This is a genomic window from Chitinophaga eiseniae (assembly GCF_900167135.1).
Lineage (GTDB): Bacteria > Bacteroidota > Bacteroidia > Chitinophagales > Chitinophagaceae > Chitinophaga > Chitinophaga eiseniae.
This window is the reverse complement of record NZ_FUWZ01000002.1, coordinates 211,895-235,816: the sequence shown is the minus strand read 5'-3', so window position 1 is coordinate 235,816 and position 23,922 is coordinate 211,895. Positions and strand designations below refer to the sequence as shown.

At 51.2% G+C, this 23,922-nt stretch carries 18 protein-coding genes; 9 read left to right on the top strand and 9 right to left on the bottom strand.

Annotated features, from left to right (window positions below):
* Window positions 1–53: 53 nt before the first annotated feature.
* Entirely contained in the window at window positions 54–4,889 is a 4,836-nt protein-coding gene (locus B5D63_RS10520; protein ID WP_078668776.1) for a PKD domain-containing protein, read from the bottom strand.
* A gap of 46 nt (window positions 4,890–4,935) precedes the next feature.
* On the opposite strand from B5D63_RS10520, the gene B5D63_RS10515 reads away from it, so the two are divergent.
* A complete protein-coding gene (locus B5D63_RS10515; RefSeq protein ID WP_235021507.1) occupies window positions 4,936–5,553 on the top strand; it encodes a methyltransferase domain-containing protein in 618 nt (205 codons plus the stop codon).
* 6 nt (window positions 5,554–5,559) lie between these two features.
* Complete coding sequence (locus B5D63_RS10510) at window positions 5,560–6,246, top strand: rhodanese-like domain-containing protein (protein ID WP_078668775.1); 687 nt, start codon at window positions 5,560–5,562, stop codon at window positions 6,244–6,246.
* A 103-nt stretch (window positions 6,247–6,349) separates the two neighbouring features.
* Here the strand turns inward: B5D63_RS10510 and B5D63_RS10505 are convergent, their stop codons facing one another.
* Together B5D63_RS10505 and B5D63_RS10500 are read right to left on the bottom strand one after the other, a co-directional pair.
* The gene (locus B5D63_RS10505; RefSeq protein WP_143312867.1) at window positions 6,350–7,141 is read right to left on the bottom strand and encodes a DUF4382 domain-containing protein; all 792 of its coding nucleotides are present in this window, start codon (window positions 7,139–7,141) and stop codon (window positions 6,350–6,352) included.
* Between the two features lie 307 nt (window positions 7,142–7,448).
* The gene (locus B5D63_RS10500) at window positions 7,449–8,960 is read right to left on the bottom strand and encodes a carboxypeptidase M32 (protein ID WP_078668774.1); all 1,512 of its coding nucleotides are present in this window, start codon (window positions 8,958–8,960) and stop codon (window positions 7,449–7,451) included.
* A gap of 44 nt (window positions 8,961–9,004) precedes the next feature.
* Between B5D63_RS10500 and B5D63_RS10495 the strand changes: the two genes are divergently transcribed.
* The 5 genes from B5D63_RS10495 to B5D63_RS10475 all read left to right on the top strand — a co-directional run bounded on the left by B5D63_RS10495 (window position 9,005) and on the right by B5D63_RS10475 (window position 15,242).
* Window positions 9,005–10,099, top strand: a complete 1,095-nt coding sequence (locus B5D63_RS10495) for a Nif3-like dinuclear metal center hexameric protein (RefSeq protein WP_078668773.1) — start codon at window positions 9,005–9,007, stop codon at window positions 10,097–10,099.
* A gap of 3 nt (window positions 10,100–10,102) precedes the next feature.
* Entirely contained in the window at window positions 10,103–10,855 is a 753-nt protein-coding gene (locus B5D63_RS10490; RefSeq protein ID WP_078668772.1) for a zinc ribbon domain-containing protein, read from the top strand.
* A gap of 282 nt (window positions 10,856–11,137) precedes the next feature.
* Window positions 11,138–12,625: a tetratricopeptide repeat protein gene (locus B5D63_RS10485; RefSeq protein WP_078668771.1), complete on the top strand. Its 1,488-nt coding sequence runs from the start codon at window positions 11,138–11,140 to the stop codon at window positions 12,623–12,625.
* Window positions 12,626–12,664: 39 nt separating this feature from the next.
* A complete protein-coding gene (recN, locus tag B5D63_RS10480; RefSeq protein ID WP_078668770.1) occupies window positions 12,665–14,311 on the top strand; it encodes a DNA repair protein RecN in 1,647 nt (548 codons plus the stop codon).
* Between the two features lie 115 nt (window positions 14,312–14,426).
* Window positions 14,427–15,242, top strand: coding sequence for an enoyl-ACP reductase FabI (locus B5D63_RS10475; protein ID WP_078668769.1), 816 nt, complete (start codon window positions 14,427–14,429; stop codon window positions 15,240–15,242).
* A 162-nt stretch (window positions 15,243–15,404) separates the two neighbouring features.
* Here B5D63_RS10475 and B5D63_RS10470 read toward each other — a convergent pair whose 3' ends face one another.
* Complete coding sequence (locus B5D63_RS10470; protein WP_012794455.1) at window positions 15,405–15,626, bottom strand: DUF2795 domain-containing protein; 222 nt, start codon at window positions 15,624–15,626, stop codon at window positions 15,405–15,407.
* A gap of 100 nt (window positions 15,627–15,726) precedes the next feature.
* On the opposite strand from B5D63_RS10470, the gene B5D63_RS10465 reads away from it, so the two are divergent.
* A complete protein-coding gene (locus B5D63_RS10465; protein ID WP_078668768.1) occupies window positions 15,727–16,377 on the top strand; it encodes an ABC transporter ATP-binding protein in 651 nt (216 codons plus the stop codon).
* A 110-nt stretch (window positions 16,378–16,487) separates the two neighbouring features.
* Here the strand turns inward: B5D63_RS10465 and B5D63_RS10460 are convergent, their stop codons facing one another.
* From B5D63_RS10460 to B5D63_RS10450, 3 genes are read right to left on the bottom strand one after another with little or no spacing between them, the layout of a single operon-like run.
* Entirely contained in the window at window positions 16,488–17,390 is a 903-nt protein-coding gene (locus tag B5D63_RS10460; protein WP_078670265.1) for a histone deacetylase family protein, read from the bottom strand.
* A gap of 15 nt (window positions 17,391–17,405) precedes the next feature.
* Entirely contained in the window at window positions 17,406–18,071 is a 666-nt protein-coding gene (gene pdeM, locus B5D63_RS10455) for a ligase-associated DNA damage response endonuclease PdeM (RefSeq protein ID WP_143312866.1), read from the bottom strand.
* Window positions 18,072–18,090: 19 nt separating this feature from the next.
* Window positions 18,091–20,541 (bottom strand): ligase-associated DNA damage response DEXH box helicase, encoded by a 2,451-nt coding sequence (locus B5D63_RS10450; protein WP_078668766.1) that lies wholly within the window; start codon window positions 20,539–20,541, stop codon window positions 18,091–18,093.
* Window positions 20,542–20,592: 51 nt separating this feature from the next.
* On the opposite strand from B5D63_RS10450, the gene B5D63_RS10445 reads away from it, so the two are divergent.
* A complete protein-coding gene (locus B5D63_RS10445) occupies window positions 20,593–21,915 on the top strand; it encodes an NCS2 family permease (RefSeq protein ID WP_078668765.1) in 1,323 nt (440 codons plus the stop codon).
* Here B5D63_RS10445 and B5D63_RS10440 read toward each other — a convergent pair whose 3' ends face one another.
* Window positions 21,916–22,947 carry a S66 peptidase family protein gene (locus B5D63_RS10440; RefSeq protein ID WP_078668764.1) on the bottom strand — a complete coding sequence of 344 codons (1,032 nt, stop codon included), beginning with the start codon at window positions 22,945–22,947 and terminating at the stop codon, window positions 21,916–21,918. It abuts the gene before it with no gap.
* Window positions 22,948–23,152: 205 nt separating this feature from the next.
* Window positions 23,153–23,737 carry a porin family protein gene (locus B5D63_RS10435; RefSeq protein ID WP_078668763.1) on the bottom strand — a complete coding sequence of 195 codons (585 nt, stop codon included), beginning with the start codon at window positions 23,735–23,737 and terminating at the stop codon, window positions 23,153–23,155.
* Window positions 23,738–23,922 lie beyond the last annotated feature (185 nt).

Sequence of the window (23,922 nt, the reverse complement as noted above, 5' to 3'; positions counted from 1 at the left end):
CCCTATTATGGTTTAAAGACCGGATAATGGCGACGCCATTATCCGGTAATCTTCTATCTGATTAATGTCACATTGCCTTTCATGATCATGGACTCCCCGCTGTCGCAGATGACTTCCGCGTAGTACACATACACGTCAGGGTTCAGCAGGGCACCTTTGTAGCGGCCATCCCAGCCGAAGGAGGGATCGTCGCCGCTGATACCGAAACGTTCGAACATCACCTGGCCCCAGCGGTTGTAGATGCGGAACACACGCACGGTCTGCATACCACGGCCACGGATATAGAAAATATCATTCACACCATCGCCATTGGGTGAAAAGGTATTGGGAATGAAGATATTACCTCCGTTGCAGATGGTTTTGATATGAATATCGTCGCCGGCAATGCAGCCCCATTGGTTGCTGACGGTCACATGATAGGTGGTGCTGCCTTTCGGTGTAATCATTGGCGTGAGGCAATTGAAACAGCTCAGGTTGGTAATGGGCGTCCATTCTATCTGCGTAATATCGCTGCTGCCTGCGGAGGGCATGGGAATAACGCTGCCGGCAGCCACTTCCATGTCCGGACCGAGTTTGATTTCAGGGGAAGGCCGCACGGTCACCTTTGCCAGCACCGTATCGGTGAAGCAGCCGATGTCGTCATATCCTACTACCTGGTAAGTGGTGGTCGTCGCCGGACTCGCAATGGGGTCAGGTATGTCTGCGTTACTCAGCCCGGCGGCAGGTATCCATTTATAACGGTAAGCGCCACCGGATTGCATTTGCATGCTTTTGCCGGAGCAAATGTTGCCGTCCAGCGCATACATCCGGAAAGGCTGTATCACCGTGACTTTTACGCTGCCGTTGCTTTTGCAGCCAAACTCACTGGTAGCCTGTACATTATACACTACGTCATTGTCCGGTTTTACAACAGGATGTTGGCTGGCGGCATCGGAGATATTGTAGGGCGTCCAGCTCACCTTGGCGGCAGCGTCCGTATTGGCAGACAGTTGCAGGGACGCGCCTTTGCAGATGGTGGACTCCGCAGGTGTTGGCTGCAGGCGGGGCGCCGGATGCACGATGATGTTGGTTTCAGCCGTTGCAGGGCAGGAGCCGTCCGCATTGGTGATCGTCAGTCTGACCGGCGTTACGCCAAGGGTGCTGAAATCCATTTCCGGCGGTACCGGCAGGTCAAACTCCTGGCCGTTGCCCAGCTGCCACTTCCATTTGGCGCCTGGCAGATTTTTATTGTCACTGCCGCGTAGCTGTACTTTACCGGTTACGCATATGTCAGGAATTGGACTGATGACCGGTTGCGGCTGCGGCGGTATCACCACCGGCAGCGTTTTCTGGTCCTTACAGCCGTAGTTGCTGGTGATTTCCAGCGTAACGTTGTAAGTGCCTGGCTGTGGATAGTTAAACGAACCGTCTTTACCTGTGCCGGTATTGGTGGGCGTATACGTCCATTTGCTGGTAAACGGCAGTCCCAGCAGATCGTTGGTTACCGCTGTGCTGTTGTTTTTGAACAATACGGTACCGCCTCCGCAGGCGGCGCTGTTATCTATGGTGAAATCAGCCGCGGCGTTGTCTACCACGATCTTGTCGTTGCCTTCTGCTTTTACGGCGCAACCTTTATCGTCGATCAGCGATACTCTCGGCGTATAGATACCCGGCTTGGTATAAGTATGTGCAGGCGCTGCGGGTGTTTGTGTTTTTAATACGGTGCCGTCATCAAAATCCCACTGGAAATTGGTGGTTTTGTTGGCGACGGCTGTAATGCTGACTGGCAGCGGTACGCAGCCATTGGCCGGAGTGGCGGTAAAAGTGCCGTCAGGGCCTTCAATGGTGACCGGGATGGTTTTGGTAGCCGGACAATCACCTTCTGAATAGACTGTCAGTTTAACGTTATAGGTTTTGGCCCTTACATAGATGTGATTACCGGGATCATTTTTGGAAGAAGTGCTGTTATCGCCGAAATCCCAGAGTGACTTTACGAAGTCGCTGGATTTGTTGGTAAAGGGGACGGTTACCGGCGGGCAAAGCTCCAGGTTGGGCGGGAAAGAAAAATCGGCTACGGGATCGGGTATACGCAGTGCCTGTTTTTTGGTGATCTGGTCTGTACATCCTTCCCGTGTAGTGATTTTCAGCGTTACATCGTAGGTGCCGGAAGCGGCGTACGCCTTAACAGGATTGGAACCGGTGCCGGTGGTGTTATCGCCGAAGTCCCAGGTATAATCCACTACGCTGCCGGCAGACCTGCTGGTGAAATAGAACTGGCTGCCCTTGCACACCACGTTGGTAGGTTGAGAGAAGTCGGCTTTGACCGCTTCGAGATAGACCGGTTTTTGTGCCGGGATGATACAACCGTATTGGTCGGTGGTGGTGAGTGTTACCGTATAGGATTTGAAGCTGGTGAAAGTATGTTTGCTGTTGAGCGGCTGGGTGCTGTTATTTTCTACGGGACTGCCGTCGCCGAAGTCCCATGCCCAGTTAACGATTTTGTTACCTGCGTCGATCGTGGACTTATCAGCAAAGGTTAGTTCATCGTTGATACATCTTCTGCCGGTGACCGTGAAATCAGCCAGTGCGCCGTGGACATCCACTTTAACGGGAGCGGCTGTACGCCGGCATCCGTTTTTGTCAACAATAGTAAGCTGAATGGTATAGGTGCCGGATTTCCGGTAGATATGTGATCTGCCTTTGGAAGGATCTATCTCATAACCCTCGAAGTGTTGTTGTGTACCATCGCCCCAATCCCACGCATAGGAGTTGATATTGCCGGCGATCAACGGGCCGAGGCTAACATGCAGTGATTTACCGATACATACCCATGGCTCATCGGGCAGCAGTACTGGTTTTTCGTCGATGATATTGATATTGATGATCGTATCGGATTTGCAGACGCCGTTGTCTACCCTGAGCCTTACGGTTTTGCTGCCGAGCGTGGTATAACGGAAATCCGGGCTTTGCAGTGTAGAGGTAGCGCCGCCTTCTCCAAAATCCCAGAACCATTTTTTCTGCGCTACCGGTTCCGGACCGAAGTCAGAGGCATCGGTGAATTTCCGGTGATAGGGATCATCGCAGTCCGGCACAACGGAGAATCTGGCCTGTGGCGGCAGGATCTGGATGTATTTCGGTTTGAGCAGTTCGCGGATACACCCGTTGTTATTGACAATCAGGCGCACATCGTGCAGGCCGATGTGATTAAAACTGTAAGAGGGGTCTTTGCCGGTGATGGTACCATTGTCCTGCGGAAAAATCCAGATATAGGAAACACCGGGTCCTGTTGGCGTAGAGAGGTTGGTAAACTGTACCGGGTCGATGGCGCAGGATTTCAACGGGGTGGCGGTGAAGTCTACCACCGGCGGTGTGCCGGTGCGGAAGACAGTTTTGGCTTCCGCTGTACAACCGCTGACGGTCGTTATTTTCAGCGTTACGGTGAAGGTTCCCTGTTTGTCAAAGATATGGGTAGGATTCTGCAGATTGGAGGTGGTGCCATCTCCAAAATCCCATTCGTATTTAGCAACATCTTCCACACTGTTGACCTGAGCGTTAAACGGGATGGTGAGCGGGAGACAGCCTTCTGTGCCGGCAGGTGAAATGGTGACAGTAGGCGGATTGATCGTGATGTAATCATTTTTTCGTACTACTTCGGTACAGTTGCTGCCGTTGGAAGCCCTGAGCGTCACTGTATAGGTGCCGTAACGGGTATAGGTATGGGTGGGATTCTCTTCTGTGGAAGTGGCGCCATCGCCGAAATCCCAGTGCCAGGAAGTGGCGTTCTGCGACTGTGCTTTGAAGCTGGTGGTCACCGGCACTGCACAGGAGCGTGTAGGCGTGCCTACAGGATTTATTGTCGGGGGAGCGTTGATGTGCACTGTTTGTTCAATTTCCTGGGAACAGGCGCCAATAGTAGCCCGTATTTTTATTTTGTAATCACCGGCGGTAGCGGCAAAGAAAGAGGTGTTGGCGCCTGACGAGGTACTGCCATCAGGGAGCGTCCAGGTTATGTTGTCCGGTACCGGAGTGGTAGTACTGATGAGGGAGACCTGTTGGCCTGCGCATCCTTGTCTTAACTCAAAGCCGGGGGTGAGTTTTTTGATGACCACAAAATTCTTTTTCTGCAGAGGTGCTGCGCAATTGTTGGTGCTGGTGGGGATAAGGGTGACGGTATAGCTGCCTTCTTTGGTGTAGGTATGTGTGGCGTCGGTGCCGGTAGTGCCGTCGCCGTAGTCCCACGCGTAGGCAATAGGATCACCGGTGGTGTTGGTGCTGGTATTGGTGAAGGTGACGGTCAGTGGCGCCACGCAGCTTTGTGTTTTGTCTGCCGTGAAAGACAGCACCGGTGCTTCTTTGGCGGTGATGGTCACGGGATCGCTGCTGCTGCGGCATCCTTTGCTGTTGGTAACGAGGCTGATGACGTTATAGGCGCCGGTTTCAGTGAATTGGTGGGCAACGGCAGGACCGCCGTCGGCGCTGCCGTCACCGAAGTTCCAGACGATGCTTTCGATGGTACCGTCGCCTGGTGTGGAATGGTCTGTGAAATTGACGGTCAGCGGTTTACAGCCGCTGGTTTTATCTACCGTGAAAGACACGACCGGCCGTTTGTAGACGGTGATGTCTACTGTTTTGACTATTTTTTTGCCGGAGTAATCCACCGTGAGGGTCACCTTATACACGCCGGGGTCAGGGAATATCCTCGATGGAGTGGGGTTGCCGGTCACCTTGGCGCCGATGCTGAAATCCCATTCAATACTGGTGTAGCCGGGATCGAGCCGGGAGTTGAATGCCACTGTAAAGGGCGGACAGTCAGCAGTTTTATCCGGTAATATCTCTACGTTTTGCGCGAACAGGTCACAGGAAAATACAAGCAGGAGTAGCAAAACGATGGCAGTCGTAGTGTTTTTCATCAGGCATAGGTGGTCAATCGGGAAATAAAGTATAAAAATAACAATTATGTTTGTAAATAGCGATTTTAAGAAGAATGATAATATGGAGACAACTGACCCTCAATATTGGAATAACCGTTATCTGACAGGCGACACCGGCTGGGACATGGGGCGGGTATCGCCTCCGTTGCAGGCGTATATCGATCAGTTGGAGAACAAAGACCTGGAGATCCTGATACCGGGCGCGGGCAACAGTTACGAAGCCGCTTATCTGCTGGAAAAGGGGTTTCGCCGGGTAACGGTGCTGGACATAGCGCCGGTACTGACCGCGCAGCTTCGGCAGGCTTTTGCCGGTACTGATTTGCAGATAGTAGAGGATGATTTTTTCCGGCACCAGGGGCGGTATGACCTGGTATTGGAACAAACTTTCTTTTGCGCGCTGGAGCCGTCGCTGCGCCGGGACTATGTAATGCATATGCATACACTTATCAAACCCGGCGGGCACCTGGCCGGTGTATTGTTTAACAGAAGTTTCTCACATGATGGCCCGCCTTTTGGGGGTACTGAGAACGAATACCGGGAGTTGTTCGCGCCGTTGTTTGAATTGAAAACCATGGAGCTGTGTTATAATTCCCACCCTGCCCGTCAGGGGACCGAATTGTTTATTAATTTTTTACCGAAATAATCCAGTATGTACCGTTTTTTGATGGCTGCCCTGCTGATGTGCACCGGCGGCGTTTCACAGGCACAACAGCCGCAGCAGGAAGATGCAAAGGCTTTTGCGAGAGATATTCAACAACCTGGCGTACAGGTATTTGATGTGCGTACGGCAGCGGAATATGGCACCGGCCACCTGCCCAATGCTTTGCAGGCAGATTACACCAATAAGGCGGAGTTTAATGAGCGTGTGAAGTATCTTGACAAACAGAAACCGGTGTATATCTATTGTCTCAGCGGCGGCCGCAGCACCAAAGCGGCGCAATGGATGCGGGAAAATGGTTTCAGTAAGGTGGTGGAACTGGAAAATGGCGTTAATGCGTGGAAACAGGCGGGTTTACCGTTGGACGGCGTGAACGCCAAAAAACCACAGCTGACGATAGATGCTTATAACAAAAGCGTTGCTGAAGGTGTGGTGCTGACGGACGTAGGCGCCGAATGGTGTCCGCCGTGCAAACAGCTGGAACCCGTGCTGAAAACGTTTTTGCAAAGTCACCCGCAGGTGAGGTTGCAGAAAGTGGATGGTGGCAATGATACCGATGTGATGAAAGCCATTGGCGCTAAAGGACTGCCTACATTGATTGTGTATAAAAACGGGAAAGAGGTGTGGCGCAGGCAGGGAGTGGCTACAGCAGAAGAGTTGTCCGCAGCGGTGAAATAGTATTGTAAATAATATTCAATGAGAAGCGGAGCAACAGAGTACTGTAAAACAATATTCAATGAGAAGCCCCGGGTGTTGGCCCGGGGCTTTTTAATGTTATTGATCAGGGGAGAAGTGTTATCGCTGTCACGGTAGTTACCTGACCGGTAGTCACGTTCACGTTAGCCACGAGGGAATCTTTTACAGTGCCGTCGCCTGCGATAGCCAGGTTATACGCGCCGGCGTTCAGGCCTGAGATCAGGAATGCGCCTGTCAGCGGATCCGGTTTGGCGGCAGCGATGGTGTCGGCATTCTGAATAGCATACACGCCGGACACGTGGAGCAGTGGTAAAGCGATACCCTTGATGGAACCGCTGGTAGCTTGTGTATAAGTACGGATCACTGGTTTCAGGATGTACTTGTTGCTGCCGGTGGTAACCACGGAGCGGGCGGCGTCGAAGTCGAGCCACAGGCGGTATTCAATGCCGGCGGTCAATGTAGCGTGTACATTGAGTTTGAGGCCTGACTGCTGGGCGGACGGGGTGGTGAGCGGATAAGTGTTGCCATCTACTACCACGCTGTTGTTGGAACCAAGTATCAGTCTGATTTGAGAAATGTCGCCGGCAGGGAGTTCCTGGGAGGCGAGCACGGTGTCGAGACCGTTTCTGAAGTGAAGCAGGTTGTACACTCCGGGGCGCAGCAGATGGATGGATTGCCAGCCATTGTCTGTATTGGAGGCGTTCACCTGAACATCCTGGATGTCTACATTCACTGCGTCGTAATTGGCGGGAGCATCGGTAAGATATACCGTCATTTTAGCTTTGCCGCTGTTGTCAGAATCATTTTTGTTGCAGGCGGTAAATAACAGCGCGAGTGCAGGCATGGCCACGATAAAGGCCCGGATTCGGTTTTTCATGATTTAAATGTTTAGACAGATTTTGAATTCGCAAATAGTGTTGTTTATATAAAGTATGGCAGATGGACTAATGTTATCCTTTCGGCTGTCTGATGATTTGCATTCCAACATTCATAAGGGTTATACCAAATCACAGGCCAATTACTGTGACTGCTTAAGAAGGGAGAAGTTTAATAATGTGGAAAAATGAGCTGGAAGACTGATTTTAATGAGGTTAGTGTGCCGGAGAAAGACAAATCCCCCGGAACGGCGTCCCAACGCCGTTCCGGGGGATTGATATTATTAGTCATTGCGCTGTTGGGCGTGATCACCAGTTATAGATGCCTGCGTATTTCTTTTCCGCATAGTCGAGGAAGTAGCTGAATTGCAGGTCCTGTCCGGTTACTTTTTTGCACAGTTCATTGGAAGTATAGAACCGGCCGAAGGGATGGATATGGGTGCGCAACCATTCGAGGAGGGAATGGTAGTTGCCTTGGCTGATGGCGTCGTCCAGCCCGGGGACCTGTTTTTGTGCGGTGGTGAAAAACTGGGCGGCATAAAAGCTGCCGAGGGAATAGGTGGGGAAGTAGCCAAAGCTGCCGTGCGACCAGTGGATGTCCTGCAGTACGCCCTGCGCATCGTCAGGTACGTTGACGTGCAGGTATTTTTGATAATATTCATTCCATACCTGCCGCAGGTCGTTGACCGGGATGCTGCCGTCCATGAGGCCTTTTTCGATTTCATAGCGGATCATTATATGGAAATGGTAGGTCAGTTCGTCTGCTTCCGTGCGGATCAGGGAGGGTTTCACCTGGTTGATGGCCTGGTAGAAATTTTGCAGCGGCACTTGGCCCAGGTTTTCCGGGAACAGTTGTTGAACGCGGGCGTAGTGGTGTTTCCAGAAGTTCAGGCTACGGCCCACGTTGTTTTCCCATAGGCGGGACTGTGATTCATGAATGCCGAGGCTGGTGGCTTCGCCGCAGGGGAGGCCATATTGTTCGGCCGGTAGTCCTTGTTCGTAGAGGGCATGGCCGCCTTCATGGATACAGCTCCAGGTCATGTTCCCGAAGTCGTTTTCATCGATGCGGGTGGTGACCCTCACATCATGGGGGTTGAAGCTGGTGGTAAAGGGATGTTCGGAGATGTCCTGCCGGCCTGCCTGCAGGTCGTATCCCATGTTTTTCAGCAGGTCGATGCCCAGCTGCCACTGTTTATCACGGTTATAGTGCAGAAGCAGGAAGTCTTTTTCCACCTGTGGCCGGCTTTCAATTTTAGCCAGCAGGGGGGAGAGGGCTTTTTTCACATCTTCGAAGATCCTGTCCAGCATGGTGGTGGTAGCGCCTTTCTCGTATTCGTTGAGCAGCGCATTGTAGGGATGACCTTCATAGCCCAGGATGGTGGTTTCCTGTTTTTTGAGGGCGATCATTTTGGAGAGGGCCGGTGCAAAGATGCTGTAGTCGTTGGCTTTGCGGGCTTTGATCCAGGCGTGATAGCATTCGTTGGTGGTATTGGACATGTCCGCCACGAACGATGCCGGGTATTTTTTATTTTTATCGTAGTCTTCCAGCGAGAGGGCGATATTTTTCTGCTGGAGGGCGTCGAGGTCTTTGTGATGGTGCAGTTGCCGGAGGAGGTCGCCGAGGGCGTCTTCGGTAAACAGTTCATGGGCGATGCCGCTGAGGGTGGTCAGCTGCTGGCCTCTGAAGGCGGCGCCTTTTTCAGGCAGGTAGGTTTCCTGGTCCCAGCCCAATACAGCCATGGCGTTTCTTACGTCCGCAATTTTTTGCATCTTTGACTGGTACCCGGTATATTGTTCTGCAGTAGATTTGCTTCCTGTCATAACTGGATTTTTTTGCAAATGTACAGGATACCAATTGCTTTACTATGAAGATAAAAGAGATCATACAGGTACTGGAGGCTTATGCGCCTTTACCGTACCAGGAGAGTTACGATAACGCCGGTCTTATTTTCGGCGACCCGTCGTGGGAGGTGACCAATGCGTTGCTGACGCTGGATGCCACAGAGGCGGTGATCGACGAGGCCATCGCGCGGGGCTGCAACCTGGTGGTGGCGCATCACCCTATTGTTTTCGGGGGGTTGAAGAAGATCAACGGGCGGTCTTATGTGGAGCGGGTGGCTATCAAGGCTATCAAGCATGATGTGGCGGTGTATGCGGCCCATACCAACCTGGACAACGTGCGTAACGGCGTATGTGCGCAGATGGCGGACAGGCTGGGGCTGGAGCGCTGCCGGGTGTTGCAGCCCAAGACCGGTTTGCTGAAGAAGCTTTACACGTATGTCCCGGTAGCGGATGCCGAAAAGGTACGGGCGGCTTTGTTTGCTGCCGGGGCCGGAAACATCGGCAACTACAGCGAATGCAGCTTCAACATGGAAGGGCAGGGTACTTTCAACGGGGGCGCAGGTACAAATCCGTATGTGGGAACACCGGGGGAAAGACATTTTGAGAAGGAAATAAAGTTGGAAGTGATTTTTCCGGTATATTTGGAATCCGGGATTCTGAAGGCCCTGTTTACAAGCCATCCCTATGAAGAGGTGGCTTATGAAGTGGTGGCGCTGGACAATACTTACCAGGACGTAGGTTCCGGGCTGGTGGGTGAGCTGCCGGAGGCGATGGAAGAACAGGCGTTCCTGGCGTGGGTAAAGCAGCAGTTTCAGACTGGTTGTGTACGGTATACCCCTTTGAGGGGGCGTCCGGTGAAGAAGGTGGCGTTGTGTGGGGGAGCGGGCAGCTTCCTGTTGAAGCGGGCCATTGCGGCGGGGGCGGATGTCTATATTTCCGCCGATTTTAAATACCATGAATTTTTTGATGCTGATAATCAAATAGTTATAGCAGATGTCGGACATTTCGAGAGTGAGCAGTTCACAGTGGAATTATTTTATCATATATTGACTGAAAAATTCCGTAATTTTGCGCCTCTTAAATCTACGATTAAAACAAACCCGGTAAATTATTTATAATACATGGCTACCGTAAAAGAATACTCCGTTGAAGAAAAATTAGCATCTGTGCTCAAGCTGCAGAAGATTGATTCCAAGCTGGATGAAATCCAGGTGTTGAAAGGGGAGTTGCCGATTGAAGTAAAGGACCTGGAAGATGAGATCGAAGGGTTAAATACACGTCAGTCTCATATCGAGAATGAGATCAAAGGTATCCAGGACTTCGTTACCAGCAAGAAAACTGCTATTAAAGATGCAGAAGCGCTGATCAAGAAGTATGAGAAGCAGCAGGACAATGTGAAGAACAACCGTGAGTTTGAGGCGATCACCAAGGAAATGGAGATGCAGTCACTGGAGATCAAACTGGCTGAAAAGCATATCAAAGACGCAAACGAAGAGATAAAAGAAAAATCCCGCACCCTGGAAGTGGCTAAAAAGGCGATCGCTGACAAAGAGGCTAACCTGAAGCACAAGAAAGGGGAACTGGAAAAAATCGTGGCAGAAACCGAGAAGGAGGAAAAAGCCTTCCGTAAGGAAAGCGAAGACGCGAAAGCGAAGGTAGACCCCCGTTTACTGACTGCCTACGAAAAAATCCGCAAAAACTATCGTAACGGCCTGGCCGTGGTAACAGTAGAGCGTGATTCCTGCGGTGGTTGCTACAACGCGATCCCTCCTCAACGTCAGGCAGAGATCCGTCAGCACAAAAAGATCATCGTTTGTGAGCACTGCGGCCGTATCCTGGTAGACAACGACCTCGAAGCGACTGTCACCATCTGATGCGATCAGGCACACCGAAAACATTGAAAAAGGGCATCCATGGATGCCCTTTTTTCGTTTAGACGTTATCGTTATAAAAATATACTAATTTATTTAGCTTTGTTTTACTAAATATGTTAGCTTTGCCCCTGTGTCCCTTACGCAGGTAGTTTGCGTAGCAGTTCTTTTAATTTGTGGCAGGAAATTGGATGGGCAAGCAACATTCAAAAAATGTGGATTGTTAATTTGGGATTTGTGAAATTGTTGTGTGAGATTTGAGTTTATTCCAGGAATTTTGCCCTTATGCGTATTATTTTTTCTTTGATTCTTTTGCTGGGATTAGGATTTACAGTTGATGCAAGACAGAAGACGTATGATTTCAACAGCCGCTGTGAACAGGCGTATGAAGCCATTATGGAACTGCGGTTGAACACCGGAAAGGCGCTGTTGGAAGCGGAGAAGAAAGAGAACCCTGATAACCTGGTACCTTACTTTCTGGATAACTACGCGGACTTTTTCCCGTTGTTTTTCAATGAGGACCCGGCAGAATACGCCCGGAAAAGAGGCATGCGCTCCTTCCGGCTGGACAAGATGCTGGAAGGATCGCCGGATTCTCCCTACTATCTGTACACACAGGCGGCCATCAAGTTTCAGTGGGCGATGGTTAAAATCAAGTTCAATGAAAAGTGGGACGCTACCTGGGAGATCCGTAAAGCTTACATGACCCTGAAGGAAAACCAGCGCCGGTTTCCGGACTTCGTACCCAACCGCTTACTGCTGGGGGCCATGCAAACGGTTTTCGGCACCATCCCTGAAGGGTATAAATGGATCACCAATATCCTCGGCATGAAAGGCAGTATACACCAGGGCATGGAAAATGTGAACGCTTTCATCGAAAGCAATGCACCGGAGGCTAAACTGTTCAGGGAAGAATCCTATTATTACTACTGTTATCTGATGCTCTTTATTGTGAATAAGCCCGAAGACACCTGGGCGTTTTTGCAAAGAAAGCAGCTGGATACCAAAAACAACTACTTGTACGCCCTGATGGTGGCCAACCTGTCGCTCAACAACCAGAAGGCGGCTACCGGCATACGGGTACTGGAGGAAAAGCATGACAGCAACGAATACGCAGACATAGAATACTATAACTACGTTTTCGGATTGTTGAAACTGACGCGGTTGGACAACGATGCGCATGTGTACCTCGAAAGGTTCGTCAACGGGTTTAAAGGGAAGTTCTATGTAAAGGAATGCCTGCAGCGGTTAAGCTGGTTCTACTACCTCGAAGGCAATCAGGCCATGGCCAATAAATACCGGAACATGATCCTGAGCCGGGGAGGCACGGAAACAGACGCCGACAAACAAGCGCTGAAAGAGGCGGAAGGCGGCAAATGGCCCAATCCTTTCCTGCTGAAAGTACGCCTGCAGAGCGACGGCGGTTTCTTTAACGAAGCGCTGAAACTGCTGCTGACCAAAAAAGCAGCCGATTTCCCTGCAATGGAAGACAAGCTGGAATACGCCTACCGCCTCGGCCGTATCTATGATGAAACCGGGCAGGACGACAAGGCTGTTACCATGTACGAAGTGACCATCAAGGTAGGGGCTAACCGGCCGGAATATTATGCAGCCAGAGCTTCCCTGCAATTGGGGTATATTTACGAAAAAAGAAAAGATAAAACCAAAGCCGTTCAGTGTTATCAGCAATGTCTGAACATGAAAGGCCACGATTATAAAAACTCCCTCGACCAACGGGCAAAAGCAGGCATACAACGTGTAAACGGCAGTTGAGAAGGGAGGAAAATTGTGATTCAAGTTATTTCCTGACTTATGTTACAGCGACTAATCATTAAAAACTACGCCATTATTGACCACCTGGAAGTGGATTTTTCAGGTAATCTTAATGTCATTACCGGGGAAACCGGCGCCGGTAAATCTATCCTGCTGGGCGCCCTGTCCATGATCCTGGGAGAACGTGCTGACCCCGGCGTGCTGTTCGATAAAACCGGCAAATGCGTGATTGAAGGCATCTTCAAGGTGAAAAAATCACAGGTGGCCGCTTTTTTCCAGCAACACGAACTGGACCTGGAAGACCCGCTGATCATCCGCCGGGAAATCAGCGCCGCCGGCAAATCCAGGGCGTTTGTGAATGATACTCCTGTCAACATATCCCAGCTGTCTGAACTGTCAGGCTACCTGGTAGACCTGCACCAGCAGTTTGATACCCTCGAACTGGGCAACGCCGACTTCCAGCGGGAAGTAATCGACGCGCTGGCTAAACCCGCCGCCTTACAAGTATATCATCACCTGTTCCTGCAATACCTGCAGGTGCAGAAAAAATACAAACAGTTACAGGATGACCGCGACCAGGCCAACAAGGAGCTGGACTACAACAAGTTCCTGCTGGATGAACTGCTGGAAGCCGACTTCAGTTCCAATGAAGTGGAGGAGCTGGACAATGAGCTGCAGCTGCTGACACACGCGGAAGAGATCAAAAACACCCTTAACCGGGTATTTTTCCAGCTAAAGGAAGATGAACAGCCCATGCTGCAACAGCTGAAACAACTTCAGTCTTCTATCCAGCATATCTCCTCCTTCCATAAAGACATGCCGGCCGTAGCAGAAAGAATGCTGTCTGCCTACCTGGAGCTGCAGGATATTGCCGGTGAAGTGGATAACATCAACGATCAGGTACACTACGATGCTCAACGCATTGAACAGGTAAATGAACGGATGACACTGGGATACCGGCTCTTTAAAAAACACGGCGTACAGACCACTGATGAGCTGCTGGCCATCAAAGACGCGCTCACAGTCAAAGTGGACGGCGTGCTCAATCTCGATGAGCAGCTGGCAGCGCTGGAAAAGGAACAGGGGCAGTTGTATGAGGCCCTGATGAAGGATGCTGCGGCCATTACCGCCGAAAGACAGGAGCAGGTGGCGCCTTTTGAGAAAAAGGTTAACACGCTGCTGGCGCAGGTAGGCATGCCTAACGCCCGGCTCAAAGTGGACATTATACAGGGACAACTGAACCCTTACGGACAGGATACGATCGAATTCCTGTTTGACGCCAACCGCAGCAACCAGTTTGCTCCGGTAGGCAAAGTGGCTTCCGGTGGTGAGTTGAGCCGCCTGATGCTCTGCATCAAATCACTGGTGGCACAGTCGGTAGCGCTGCCCACCCTGATTTTCGACGAGATTGACACCGGTATTTCCGGGGAAGCCGCCAGGCAGGTGGGCGTTATACTGAAAGATCTGGCCAAAGCGCATCAGATCATCTGCATCACGCACCAGCCGCAGATCGCAGGTAAAGCGGATGCCCATTATTTTGTATATAAAGACGCCCGTGCGGAGAAAGTGACCACCAGCGTAAGGCTGCTGTCTATGGACGAGCGGATAGATAAGATCGCGCAGATGCTGAGCGGCGAACGGCCTACCGCCGCCGCCCTTGAAAATGCCCGCGAAATGGTGAGATAATACCCCCGTAACCGTTATTGCCTCCCGGTCTGCATGCTAAAAAGCCATGGACGGGAAGCAATAACTTTTTTTTTCAACTATAACGACTATTTTTGCCAAAATTAATTTTGACCAAATGGCTCATAACTTATTAAAAGGAAAGAAAGGTATCATCTTTGGTGCACTGGACGAAAAGTCACTGGCCTGGAGAACTGCGCTCCGTTGTGTGGAAGAAGGCGCTGAAATAGTGCTCACCAATGCACCTGTCGCGCTGCGTATGGGTGAGATTAACAAACTGGCTGAAATCTGCAAGGCCCCTGTTATTCCGGCAGACGTAACCATCACGGATGACCTGAAAAATCTTTTTACCAAATCCATGGAGCATTTTGGCGGTAAAATAGATTTTGTGCTCCATTCTGTAGGCATGAGCCTGAACGTACGTAAAGGAAGATCCTATACAGACCTGGACTATGACTTTTCGCTGAAAACCCTCAATATTTCCGCGCTGTCCCTGCACCGTGTGCTGCAGACCGCTTATCAGATGGACGCCATCAACGATTGGGGCTCTGTAGTGGCGCTGACTTACATCGCTGCACAACGGGCATTCCCTGACTACAGCGAAATGGCCGACGCTAAAGCCATGCTGGAATCCGTAGCCCGCAGCTTCGGTTACCACTACGGCATCAAAAATAAAGTACGGGTGAACACCGTTTCCCAATCCCCTACGCCGACTACTGCCGGCAGCGGTGTGAAAGGCTTCGGTGGCTTCATCGGTTATGCAGAAAAAATGAGCCCCCTGGGTAACGCTTCTGCCGACAACTGCGCTGACTACCTGGTGACCCTGTTCTCCGATATGACCAGGATGGTGACCATGCAGAACCTCTACCATGATGGCGGGTTCTCCTTCACCGGCGTGTCCAACGCGATCATGGACGCCCTCGACAAAGAATAGTACTCAACGTTTTATAACAATAAAGGCTTTCCCACAGCGGGAAAGGCTTTATTGTTTAAATGGCCTTGTATCAAATGAAAAAGCCGCTACAGCGGTAACGGCTTAACTTTTTATCAGGCATAGGATGCCCGGGAGTAGTACAATCTGTAAAACGCTCAGGGTCTAGTACTCGTCTTCGTTGAAGAAGAAGTCGTCTTGCGACGGATAATCAGACCAGATATCTTCAATCCCCTCATAAATTTCTCCCTCATCCTCCAGCTCCTGTAAATTCTCGATTACTTCGATCGGTGCACCGGAACGAATGGCGTAATCAATAAGTTCGTCTTTAGTAGCTGGCCATGGAGCATCCTCCAGGTATGAAGCTAATTCTAATGTCCAGTACATCTTATTAAAATTTTTACTTTTTAATTTTCCGCAAAAGTATTATTTAATTTGAAATAAACAACTTTTACTATTTTATCGGTTATTTACTTTTCTTTGGGTTATGCTAACCGCTCGCAATGTTACCAAAAATTATTCCAACTTACCGATTCTCAAGGGAGTAGATATTACTGTCAGTAAAGGTGAGATCGTAACCATCGTTGGATCGTCCGGAGCAGGCAAAAGTACCCTGCTGCATATACTGGGAACGCTGGACCAGCCCACCCAGGGGGAAGTCTGGCTGAATAATGTCAATCTGACGGGTTTAAGCGGCAACGCGCTGGCTGACTTTCGGAACCGACATATTGGCTTTATCTTTCAGTTTCACCACCTGCTGCCTGAGTTCAGCGCACTGGAAAATGTATGTGTCCCGGGGTTTATTGCAGGCACCCGCAGCAGTGAAGTGAAGGAAAAAGCGGCCTTTCTGCTGAAAACCCTCGGCCTGGGGCATCGTTTGGAGCACAAACCAAGTGCGCTCTCCGGCGGTGAACAACAAAGGGTGGCCGTAGCCCGCGCCCTCATCAACAATCCCGACGTGGTAATGGCCGATGAACCTACGGGTAACCTCGACTCCCGGAATGCACGGGAGTTGCATAACATGTTCCTTCAACTGAGAGATCAGTTTCAGCAAACCTTTATTATCGTTACTCATAACGAAGAGCTGGCGCCGCTGAGTGACCGGCAATTACTGATGAAAGACGGGAAAATCATTTAGAGATTTTGATATTTAGGAATTTTGATATTTAAAAGTTACCTGGATAGCTGCGCCTTGTTGCCTGACTACGGGGCCACATCAGCGCCGGTAAATACCGAAATATCTAAATATCAAAATCCGTAAATATTTAATCCGGTTTTGAAGGTATTGCAGTGAGCGTTCACAATATCGCTGATGCGGGTGGAATAACCACCCCCCATCGCCACTGCGCAGGGAATGCCGTGCCTGTGCAACAGGCTGAAGACGATTTCATCCCGCTGCTGACAACCGGCAGCGGTTACATTGAGCTTGCCAAACCGGTCCGTTTCCAGTACGTCCACGCCAGACAGGTAACAGACGATATCAGGCTTTACTTTCTCTATCAGCCGTGGCAGGGCCTCCCCCAGCAGCTGCAGATAAGGACCGTCCGTCATGCCGTCAGGGAGCGGTATGTCCAGATCGGAAGTTTCCTTATGGAAGGGGTAGTTGTGGGCGCCATGCATGCTGAAGGTAAACACCTGGTCGTTGCCGGCAAAAAGGGCTGCGGTACCGTTGCCCTGGTGTACGTCAAGGTCCGCAATCAGCACTTTTTTCACTTTCTTTTGATGCAGCAGGTAGTTAGCCGTAATAGCGAAGTCGTTGAGCAGGCAGAAGCCTTCTCCCCGGTCGGCGAAAGCATGATGGGTGCCGCCGGCCACGTTGAAACCAAGGCCGTGGTCCAGCGCATGCAGGGCGATATCGATGGTACCCCGGGCAATGACGATCTCCCGCTGCGTCAGCAGGGGCGACTGCCGGAAGCCGATATGCCGCTGTTCCTTGTCAGACAGCGTCTGGTCGCGTAGTTTCTCCCACCAGGGCAGCGTATGGGTGGCCAGGATCACTTCTTCCGCCGCCGCTTCCGGGGCAAACAATTGCTCATGGCTGATAACGCCTTCCCGCAGCAGCTGCGCCGGTATCAGCTCATACTTCACCATCGGAAAACGGTGGTCGGCAGGTAACGGATGGGCATATATGTCGTGGTAAGCTATCTTCATGATGATCGGCAAAACTTATTGTGTCCGTATAATCGATTTTCCGGCGATTACAAACACAGATTCGTCCGGATAGGGGTCAAGGTTGGCGAGGCCGGTAAAGTCGCCAAAAGCGGGTAAAATGCCGCAATGGCGGCCAAAATAAAAACAGGGTAAACGGAGCCGTTGCCTGGCAGTACCTGCCATCACCACCGCCGGATGCAGATGGCCGGAGAACGTGTACAGGTATCCGTTGTTTTCTTCGCAGGGCTCGTGGATAAAATGGATGTCCCGGACGGTGAGGGTATCGTGGGTGTTAACCTCCAGCTGGCTGTATATCTCGTCGGCCATGATGTCATGATTGCCCAGCACCAGGTCTACCTGTATATGAGAAAACTGGCCACGCCATATTTTGAAATACTGTACCTCGTTGTTGTGCCGGCTGTGGAACATATCGCCCACGATAATCAGTCGTACCGGCAGGTAACGGGTGATCAGCTGTTGCAGCCGGAACAGGTCTTCCTGCATAATGCCTGCGGGAACGGCAATGCCGGCTTTCCGGAAATGGGCGGATTTCCCCAGGTGCAGGTCTGAAAGGACCAGTGCTTTCTCCTCTTCCCAGTATATCGCTTTCTCCGGCAATAAATGCCAGTGTTGTTGTTTAAACCGGAATATCTCCCCTGCCGCGGTGTCCTTGTTTTGCATGGGCTGCAAATTATTAATTCTATTCGTTGACTGCAATCAATTTTTTAATCCTGTCTTCCAGCTTCTCGCTGGTCATGGTGTCCCGCAGACTGTCTACCTTGATAGGGAAGCAGAAAGGCGTCAGCTTATCCGGTTCTGTGATCACGATATGGCTTTGCGCGATACGTTCCAGCGTTTCCCGCAGACGGGCCTCTTCCATCTGATAGAAAAATGCTTCGTTGAAAGCCTGCTTCAGCAGCAGGTTCTGCGGGTCGTAGTCTTTAAATACGTTGAACAGTAAAGAAGCGGATGACTGCAGGTGCCTGTTGGCCTTGTGTTTGCCCGGGTAGCCCTGAAAGATGAGGCCGGCAATAACGGCGATGTCGCGGAACTTGCGGCGGGCCATTTCGGTGGCATTTACACTGGTTTGCAGTTCTGTCAGCAGATTATCGGTGGTAAACAGCGCTTTGGCATTGTCCGCGGTCAGCGGAATGGGCTGGTCCGATAGCAACTCAAAGCCGTAGTCGTTCATCGCAATGGAGAACGTGATCGGTTGTATGCGGCTGATGCGATAAGCCAGCAGGGCGGCCATCACTTCATGTACCAGCCGGCCTTCGAAAGGATATACAAAAAGATGGTAGCCGTCTTTGGTAGTGATTTTTTCGATCAGCAGCTCGTTGTCCTTCGGGATATGGGACAGCGCTTCCTGGCGGTTGAACAGCGGCTGCAGCGCTATCAGCTCCGGGTCTTTGGTACGGCGGGAGAGCGCTTCGTTGAACTTCATGCGCAGCATACGGCCGAGGTTGGAGGACAGGGGGATACGTCCGCCCTGGTAGCTGGGCACGATGGTCCTTTTGGCGCTTGATTTGCGTACCAGCACCGTCATGTCTTTGATCATCACGAACTCGAGGTTACGGCCGGCCAGCGTGAAACTGTCGCCGGGCGAGAGCCGTGAGATAAAGCTTTCTTCGATGACGCCTACATATCCGCCGGTCATGAATTTCACTTTGAGCATGGCGTCGCTGACGATAGTGCCGATGTGCAGGCGGTGCCGCATGGCCAGCATACGGCTTTTGCAGTAGTAGTGGTCGCCCTGCCGTTCCAGTTTGCGGAACTCGTCGTAGCTGCCGAGGGCATCGCCGCCGGTGGTAAGGAAAGCGAGTATCCATTGCCATTCGTCTTCCGTGATATCCTGGTAGCAGAAGGTTTTACGGACTTCCTCGTAAATCTGCGGGGCATGGAAACCGTCGGAAACGGCGAGGGTCATCAGGTATTGCAGCAATACATCATAGGCCAGCAGCACGGGCATGCGGCTCTCGATCAGTTCCTCTTCCATTGCGGCTTTGAGTGCTGCGGCTTCTACCAGTTCCAGCGCGTGGGTGGGCAGGAAGAAAATGCGGCTGATAGCGCCCGGCTGGTGTCCGCTACGGCCTGCCCTTTGCAGGAAGCGGGCCACCCCTTTGGGGCTGCCCACCTGTATGACGGTGTCTACCGGCCGGAAATCCACGCCAAGGTCAAGGCTGGCGGTGCACACCACCGCTTTGAGGATACCGTTATGCAGCGCTTCTTCCACCCATATCCGCAGCTCCATATCGATGGACCCGTGGTGCAGTGCCAGGGCGCCGGCAAGCATGGGTTCGTGTTTGAGCAGCGACTGGTACCATATTTCCGACTGGGAGCGGGTATTGGTAAAGACCAGCGTGGTCTGGCTGTTTTCGATGATAGGCAGCGCCTGTGGCAGCATCCGGATGCCGAGGTGACCGGCCCACGGATAGTTCTCTATCTCATGGGGAATCACACTTTGCAGGGCGATATTTTTTTTCAGGTTGGCGCGAACGATAAGACCTCCATTGTGGTAAGGGCCCAACAATACTTCCAGTGCTTCGTCGAGATTACCGATGGTAGCAGAGATGCCCCAGACTTTCAGGGCAGGCTGTAACCCGCGCAGGCGGCTTAATGCCAGTTCCACCATGACGCCGCGTTTACTGCCCAGCAGCTCATGCCATTCGTCTGCCACCACGGTGTGCAGGTGTCTGAAAACGGTTGGGTACTCCTTCTGGGCCAGCAGCAGGTGCAGGCTTTCAGGGGTGATGATCAGTATTTCCGGCATCTGCAGCTTCTGGCGGGCGCGGGTGGCCACAGGGGTATCGCCGCTGCGGATGCCTACCTCCCACGGGATGTCCAACTCCCGTAATACCTCTTCCATGGCCCGTCCGAGATCTTTGGCCAGCGCACGGAGCGGTGTTACCCACAGCAGCTGCAGGCCATTCTTTGTTTTTTGCTGATAGTCTTTCGGATGGGCATCGATCCAGGCGATCACGGCGCCCAGGAAGAGCGAGAAGGTTTTACCAAAGCCGGTAGGTGCATTCACGATCCCTGACCGGCCCTGCAGGTATGCCTCCCAGGCATCTTCCTGGAACTTGAAGGGTTGAAGGTCCTTGTCAGCCAGCCATCCGGTAATCACTTTCCATCCACGTGAACGTTGTTGCATGAAATGAAATTAGCATAAAATGATAAATCGTGAATCGCTTATTTTTGCAGCATGCTCGCAAAATTTTTCAGGCTCTCCGAAAACAATACTACGGTAAAGAAAGAAGTACTCGCTGGTTTGACCACCTTTTCCACCATGGCGTATATCCTGGCCGTAAACCCCAATATCCTGTCAACGACGGGGATGGATTTTAATGCGCTGATCACCGCCACGGCACTGGCTGCCGCCATCGGTACGCTGGTGATGGCGCTGTATGCGCGCCTGCCGATAGGCGTGGCGCCAGGGATGGGACTGAATGCATTCTTCGCCTACACCATTGTATCGGGTATGGGCTACAGCTGGCAGTTTGCGTTGACGGCCGTTTTTCTCGAAGGGATCATCTTTATCATTTTATCGATGTTCCGGATCCGGGAAGCGATTATCAACAGTATCCCCGAAAACCTTAAACATGCTATTTCTGTGGGGATAGGACTGCTGATCGCATTGATCGGGATGGCCAACGCCGGTATTATAGAAACCGGTATGCATCACGTGGGAGAAGGCCGGCTGGAAGGCGTGATCCTGAAAATGGGCAACGTTACCAGCATCGGGCCGCTGATTGCGCTGATAGGCCTGATCGTCAGCGCCGTGCTGATGTACCGCAAGGTAAACGCTGCGTTGCTGATCGGTATCCTGGCGGCTACCGTGGCAGGTATCCCCTTAGGCATTACCCATCTGCCCGAAGGGCACCTGGTAAGCCTGCCACCCTCTGTAGCACCTATCGCGTTTAAACTGGAATTTGACAGAATCTTCAGCCTGGATATGGTGATGATTTTATTTACGCTGCTGATGGTAAACCTTTTTGATACGGTGGGCACATTGATAGGACTGTGCAATAAAGCCGGGCTGCTGGACGAAAACGGGCGGCTGCCACGGGCCAAGCAGGCGCTGATGGCCGATGCGGTGGGCACTACGGCTGCGGGCCTCTTAGGCACCAGCGTGGTGACGGCTTACGTGGAAAGCGCCAGTGGCGTAGCGGCGGGCGGCAGGACCGGCCTCACGGCGCTGACGGTATCTTTTATGTTTTTACTGTCGCTGTTTTTTGCGCCGGTATTTGCTATGATACCGCAGGCTGCTACGGCGCCGGCGCTGATTATTGTGGGAATGCTGATGATGGGCGCCGTGGTGAAAATCGATTTTAATGATGTGACAGAAGCCCTTCCGGCCTTCCTGGCCATTGTGATGATGCCTTATACCTATAGCATTGCCGAAGGGATTGTATTCGGCATGTTGTCTTACGTATTACTGAAGGTGCTGACGGGACAATATAAACAGATCAGCCCTGTGATGTATGTGCTGTCCATTTTGTTTATCGTTACTTTCCTGGTGAAATAACTAATCCTTTAACAGCACCTTTTCGTCTGTAACGCTGAGGGTATGCATCATGCCGCATTTGAGGGCGTAGTTGTTTTTCTGGTGCCCTGCCGGAAAGTTGTAGCATACCGGATACTTAAAGGATTTTACTTTTTCCTGTACCATATCGTATACCGTGCGTCCGAATTCTTCACCGGGATCATCCGGTTTTAACCTGTTGAAGCCACCGATGATAAGCCCGGCGAGATTGTCGAGTTTATGGGAGCGCTGCAGCGTGTTCAGCATGCGGTCGATGTTGTAAAGATATTCTCCCACTTCTTCCAGGAACAGGATTTTTCCGTTGGTGTCAATTTCTGAATTGGTACCGGATATACTTTGTATCACCGACAGGTTGCCGCCTATCAGCACGCCGCGGGCAGTGCCTTTGCGATTGTTGGCATCCGGCGGTGCAGTATACTGCATCTTTTTACCGGTGAGCGCCTGGTAAATAGACATGATGGTGTCCTGTATCACTGGTTCGGCGTTGTTGAAATCGTCCGGGAAACTGTTGCACATTTTGGAATGGAGGGTGGCGATACCATAGTGACGGTTGACATGACAATGCAACGCTGTGATGTCACTGAAGCCGATGATCCATTTTGGATGGCGCTGAAAGCGGGAGAAGTCCAGCTGGTCCAGGATGCGCGCTGTTCCGTATCCGCCGCGGCCGCACATGATCGCCTTTACATTAGGGTCATTCAGCATGGCCTGTAAGTCTTTTGTTCTTTCCGCATCTGTGCCGCCGAAAGAATAATCACGCATACCAACGGTATTGCCTATACGAATATTGAATCCCCATCTTTCCATGATGCGTAGGGAGGGTAGAATTTCTTCTTTATTGATATAACCGGCAGGGCAGGTAATGCCAATGATATCCCCGGGTTTGAGGTAAGGAGGGACCTGGGGTTCTTTGGCGGTGGAGGTACCGGCAACCCCCATTGCCGCGAGCGTTTGGGCTGCAGGTATACTGATGCCGGCCGTTGCGAGGGCGGATAAAAAGTGCTTACGGTTCATGGAATTAAAGTAACATATTTTCCCGCAAAGCACGCAAAGATTTTTGTTTTATATTAAGCACGCAAAGGACCGTAGATCATATCAATTGACCTAACCATGATCAAAAATACACTATATGATAATCGATAACAGTCATACTTTGCGTGCTTAATATAAAACAAAAATCTTTGCGTGCTTTGCGAGAAAAACAATGGAGAAAGGCCGGTTATTTAGACTGAAAAGTATAGGTAAAGCCAATTTTTCCGGTATTGTTATGAAAAGATGGATGTTGTGCTTTTATGGGTGCGCTGTAAGAATAGCGGGCATTGATGCCGAAGCCTCTTGGTAACTGGTAGCCGATGCCTACAGAGCCGCTGACGCTCAGGCGGTCCTGGTAACTATCAATAAGGTTGAAGTTACGGCCGTCCGCTTTTTCTTTGGCAGATACCACGTAGTTCACCTCTGGTCCGGCTTCCAGGTATAATTTAGGCAGCGCATAATACTTAAACATTATAGGGATGCTGATATAATCTTCTTTTCTTTCTGAAGCGTTATGGACCGGGGAAAACAGCATATAGGTCCCGCGGCCGCCGTTGCGGTAATACATTATTTCCGGTTGTACCGCCCAGCGTTCTTTTAATTTGATTTCAGCAAAAACGCCGGCGTATATGCCTGCACGGAAGTAGTCGAATTTTGCGTTGTAATTGGAAAGGTTCAGTCCTCCTTTTAAGCCATAGCTGACTTTTTTCTGGGCGTAGGCTCCTACTGCTACGGACATTACTGCCAGCAGTACAAATAGAATTTTTCTCATGTTACTTTTCTTTGTTTATTGATATAAATACGACGAATGTAGGTAGTGACAGCAATGCATTACAGGTGTAAAAGTAGCCGTGGAAATGTTAAGGAAATCTTTACGAAAACGGTTTTTAATTTTTTTTAACGCGACTGATAAGTTGGCTGTGGCAAACGAGCATGGCAACGTTTTTGCGGCGTACA

Excerpts from the sequence above, each read along its gene's own strand:
- B5D63_RS10520 (WP_078668776.1), bottom strand. The coding sequence starts at position 4,889 with ATGAAAAACACTACGACTGCCATCGTTTTGCTACTCCTGCTTGTATTT.
- B5D63_RS10515 (WP_235021507.1), top strand. The coding sequence starts at position 4,936 with ATGTTTGTAAATAGCGATTTTAAGAAGAATGATAATATGGAGACAACT.
- B5D63_RS10510 (WP_078668775.1), top strand. The coding sequence starts at position 5,560 with ATGTACCGTTTTTTGATGGCTGCCCTGCTGATGTGCACCGGCGGCGTT.
- B5D63_RS10505 (WP_143312867.1), bottom strand. The coding sequence starts at position 7,141 with ATGAAAAACCGAATCCGGGCCTTTATCGTGGCCATGCCTGCACTCGCG.
- B5D63_RS10500 (WP_078668774.1), bottom strand. The coding sequence starts at position 8,960 with ATGACAGGAAGCAAATCTACTGCAGAACAATATACCGGGTACCAGTCA.
- B5D63_RS10495 (WP_078668773.1), top strand. The coding sequence starts at position 9,005 with ATGAAGATAAAAGAGATCATACAGGTACTGGAGGCTTATGCGCCTTTA.
- B5D63_RS10490 (WP_078668772.1), top strand. The coding sequence starts at position 10,103 with ATGGCTACCGTAAAAGAATACTCCGTTGAAGAAAAATTAGCATCTGTG.
- B5D63_RS10485 (WP_078668771.1), top strand. The coding sequence starts at position 11,138 with ATGCGTATTATTTTTTCTTTGATTCTTTTGCTGGGATTAGGATTTACA.
- recN (WP_078668770.1), top strand. The coding sequence starts at position 12,665 with ATGTTACAGCGACTAATCATTAAAAACTACGCCATTATTGACCACCTG.
- B5D63_RS10475 (WP_078668769.1), top strand. The coding sequence starts at position 14,427 with ATGGCTCATAACTTATTAAAAGGAAAGAAAGGTATCATCTTTGGTGCA.
- B5D63_RS10470 (WP_012794455.1), bottom strand. The coding sequence starts at position 15,626 with ATGTACTGGACATTAGAATTAGCTTCATACCTGGAGGATGCTCCATGG.
- B5D63_RS10465 (WP_078668768.1), top strand. The coding sequence starts at position 15,727 with ATGCTAACCGCTCGCAATGTTACCAAAAATTATTCCAACTTACCGATT.
- B5D63_RS10460 (WP_078670265.1), bottom strand. The coding sequence starts at position 17,390 with ATGAAGATAGCTTACCACGACATATATGCCCATCCGTTACCTGCCGAC.
- pdeM (WP_143312866.1), bottom strand. The coding sequence starts at position 18,071 with ATGCAAAACAAGGACACCGCGGCAGGGGAGATATTCCGGTTTAAACAA.
- B5D63_RS10450 (WP_078668766.1), bottom strand. The coding sequence starts at position 20,541 with ATGCAACAACGTTCACGTGGATGGAAAGTGATTACCGGATGGCTGGCT.
- B5D63_RS10445 (WP_078668765.1), top strand. The coding sequence starts at position 20,593 with ATGCTCGCAAAATTTTTCAGGCTCTCCGAAAACAATACTACGGTAAAG.
- B5D63_RS10440 (WP_078668764.1), bottom strand. The coding sequence starts at position 22,947 with ATGAACCGTAAGCACTTTTTATCCGCCCTCGCAACGGCCGGCATCAGT.
- B5D63_RS10435 (WP_078668763.1), bottom strand. The coding sequence starts at position 23,737 with ATGAGAAAAATTCTATTTGTACTGCTGGCAGTAATGTCCGTAGCAGTA.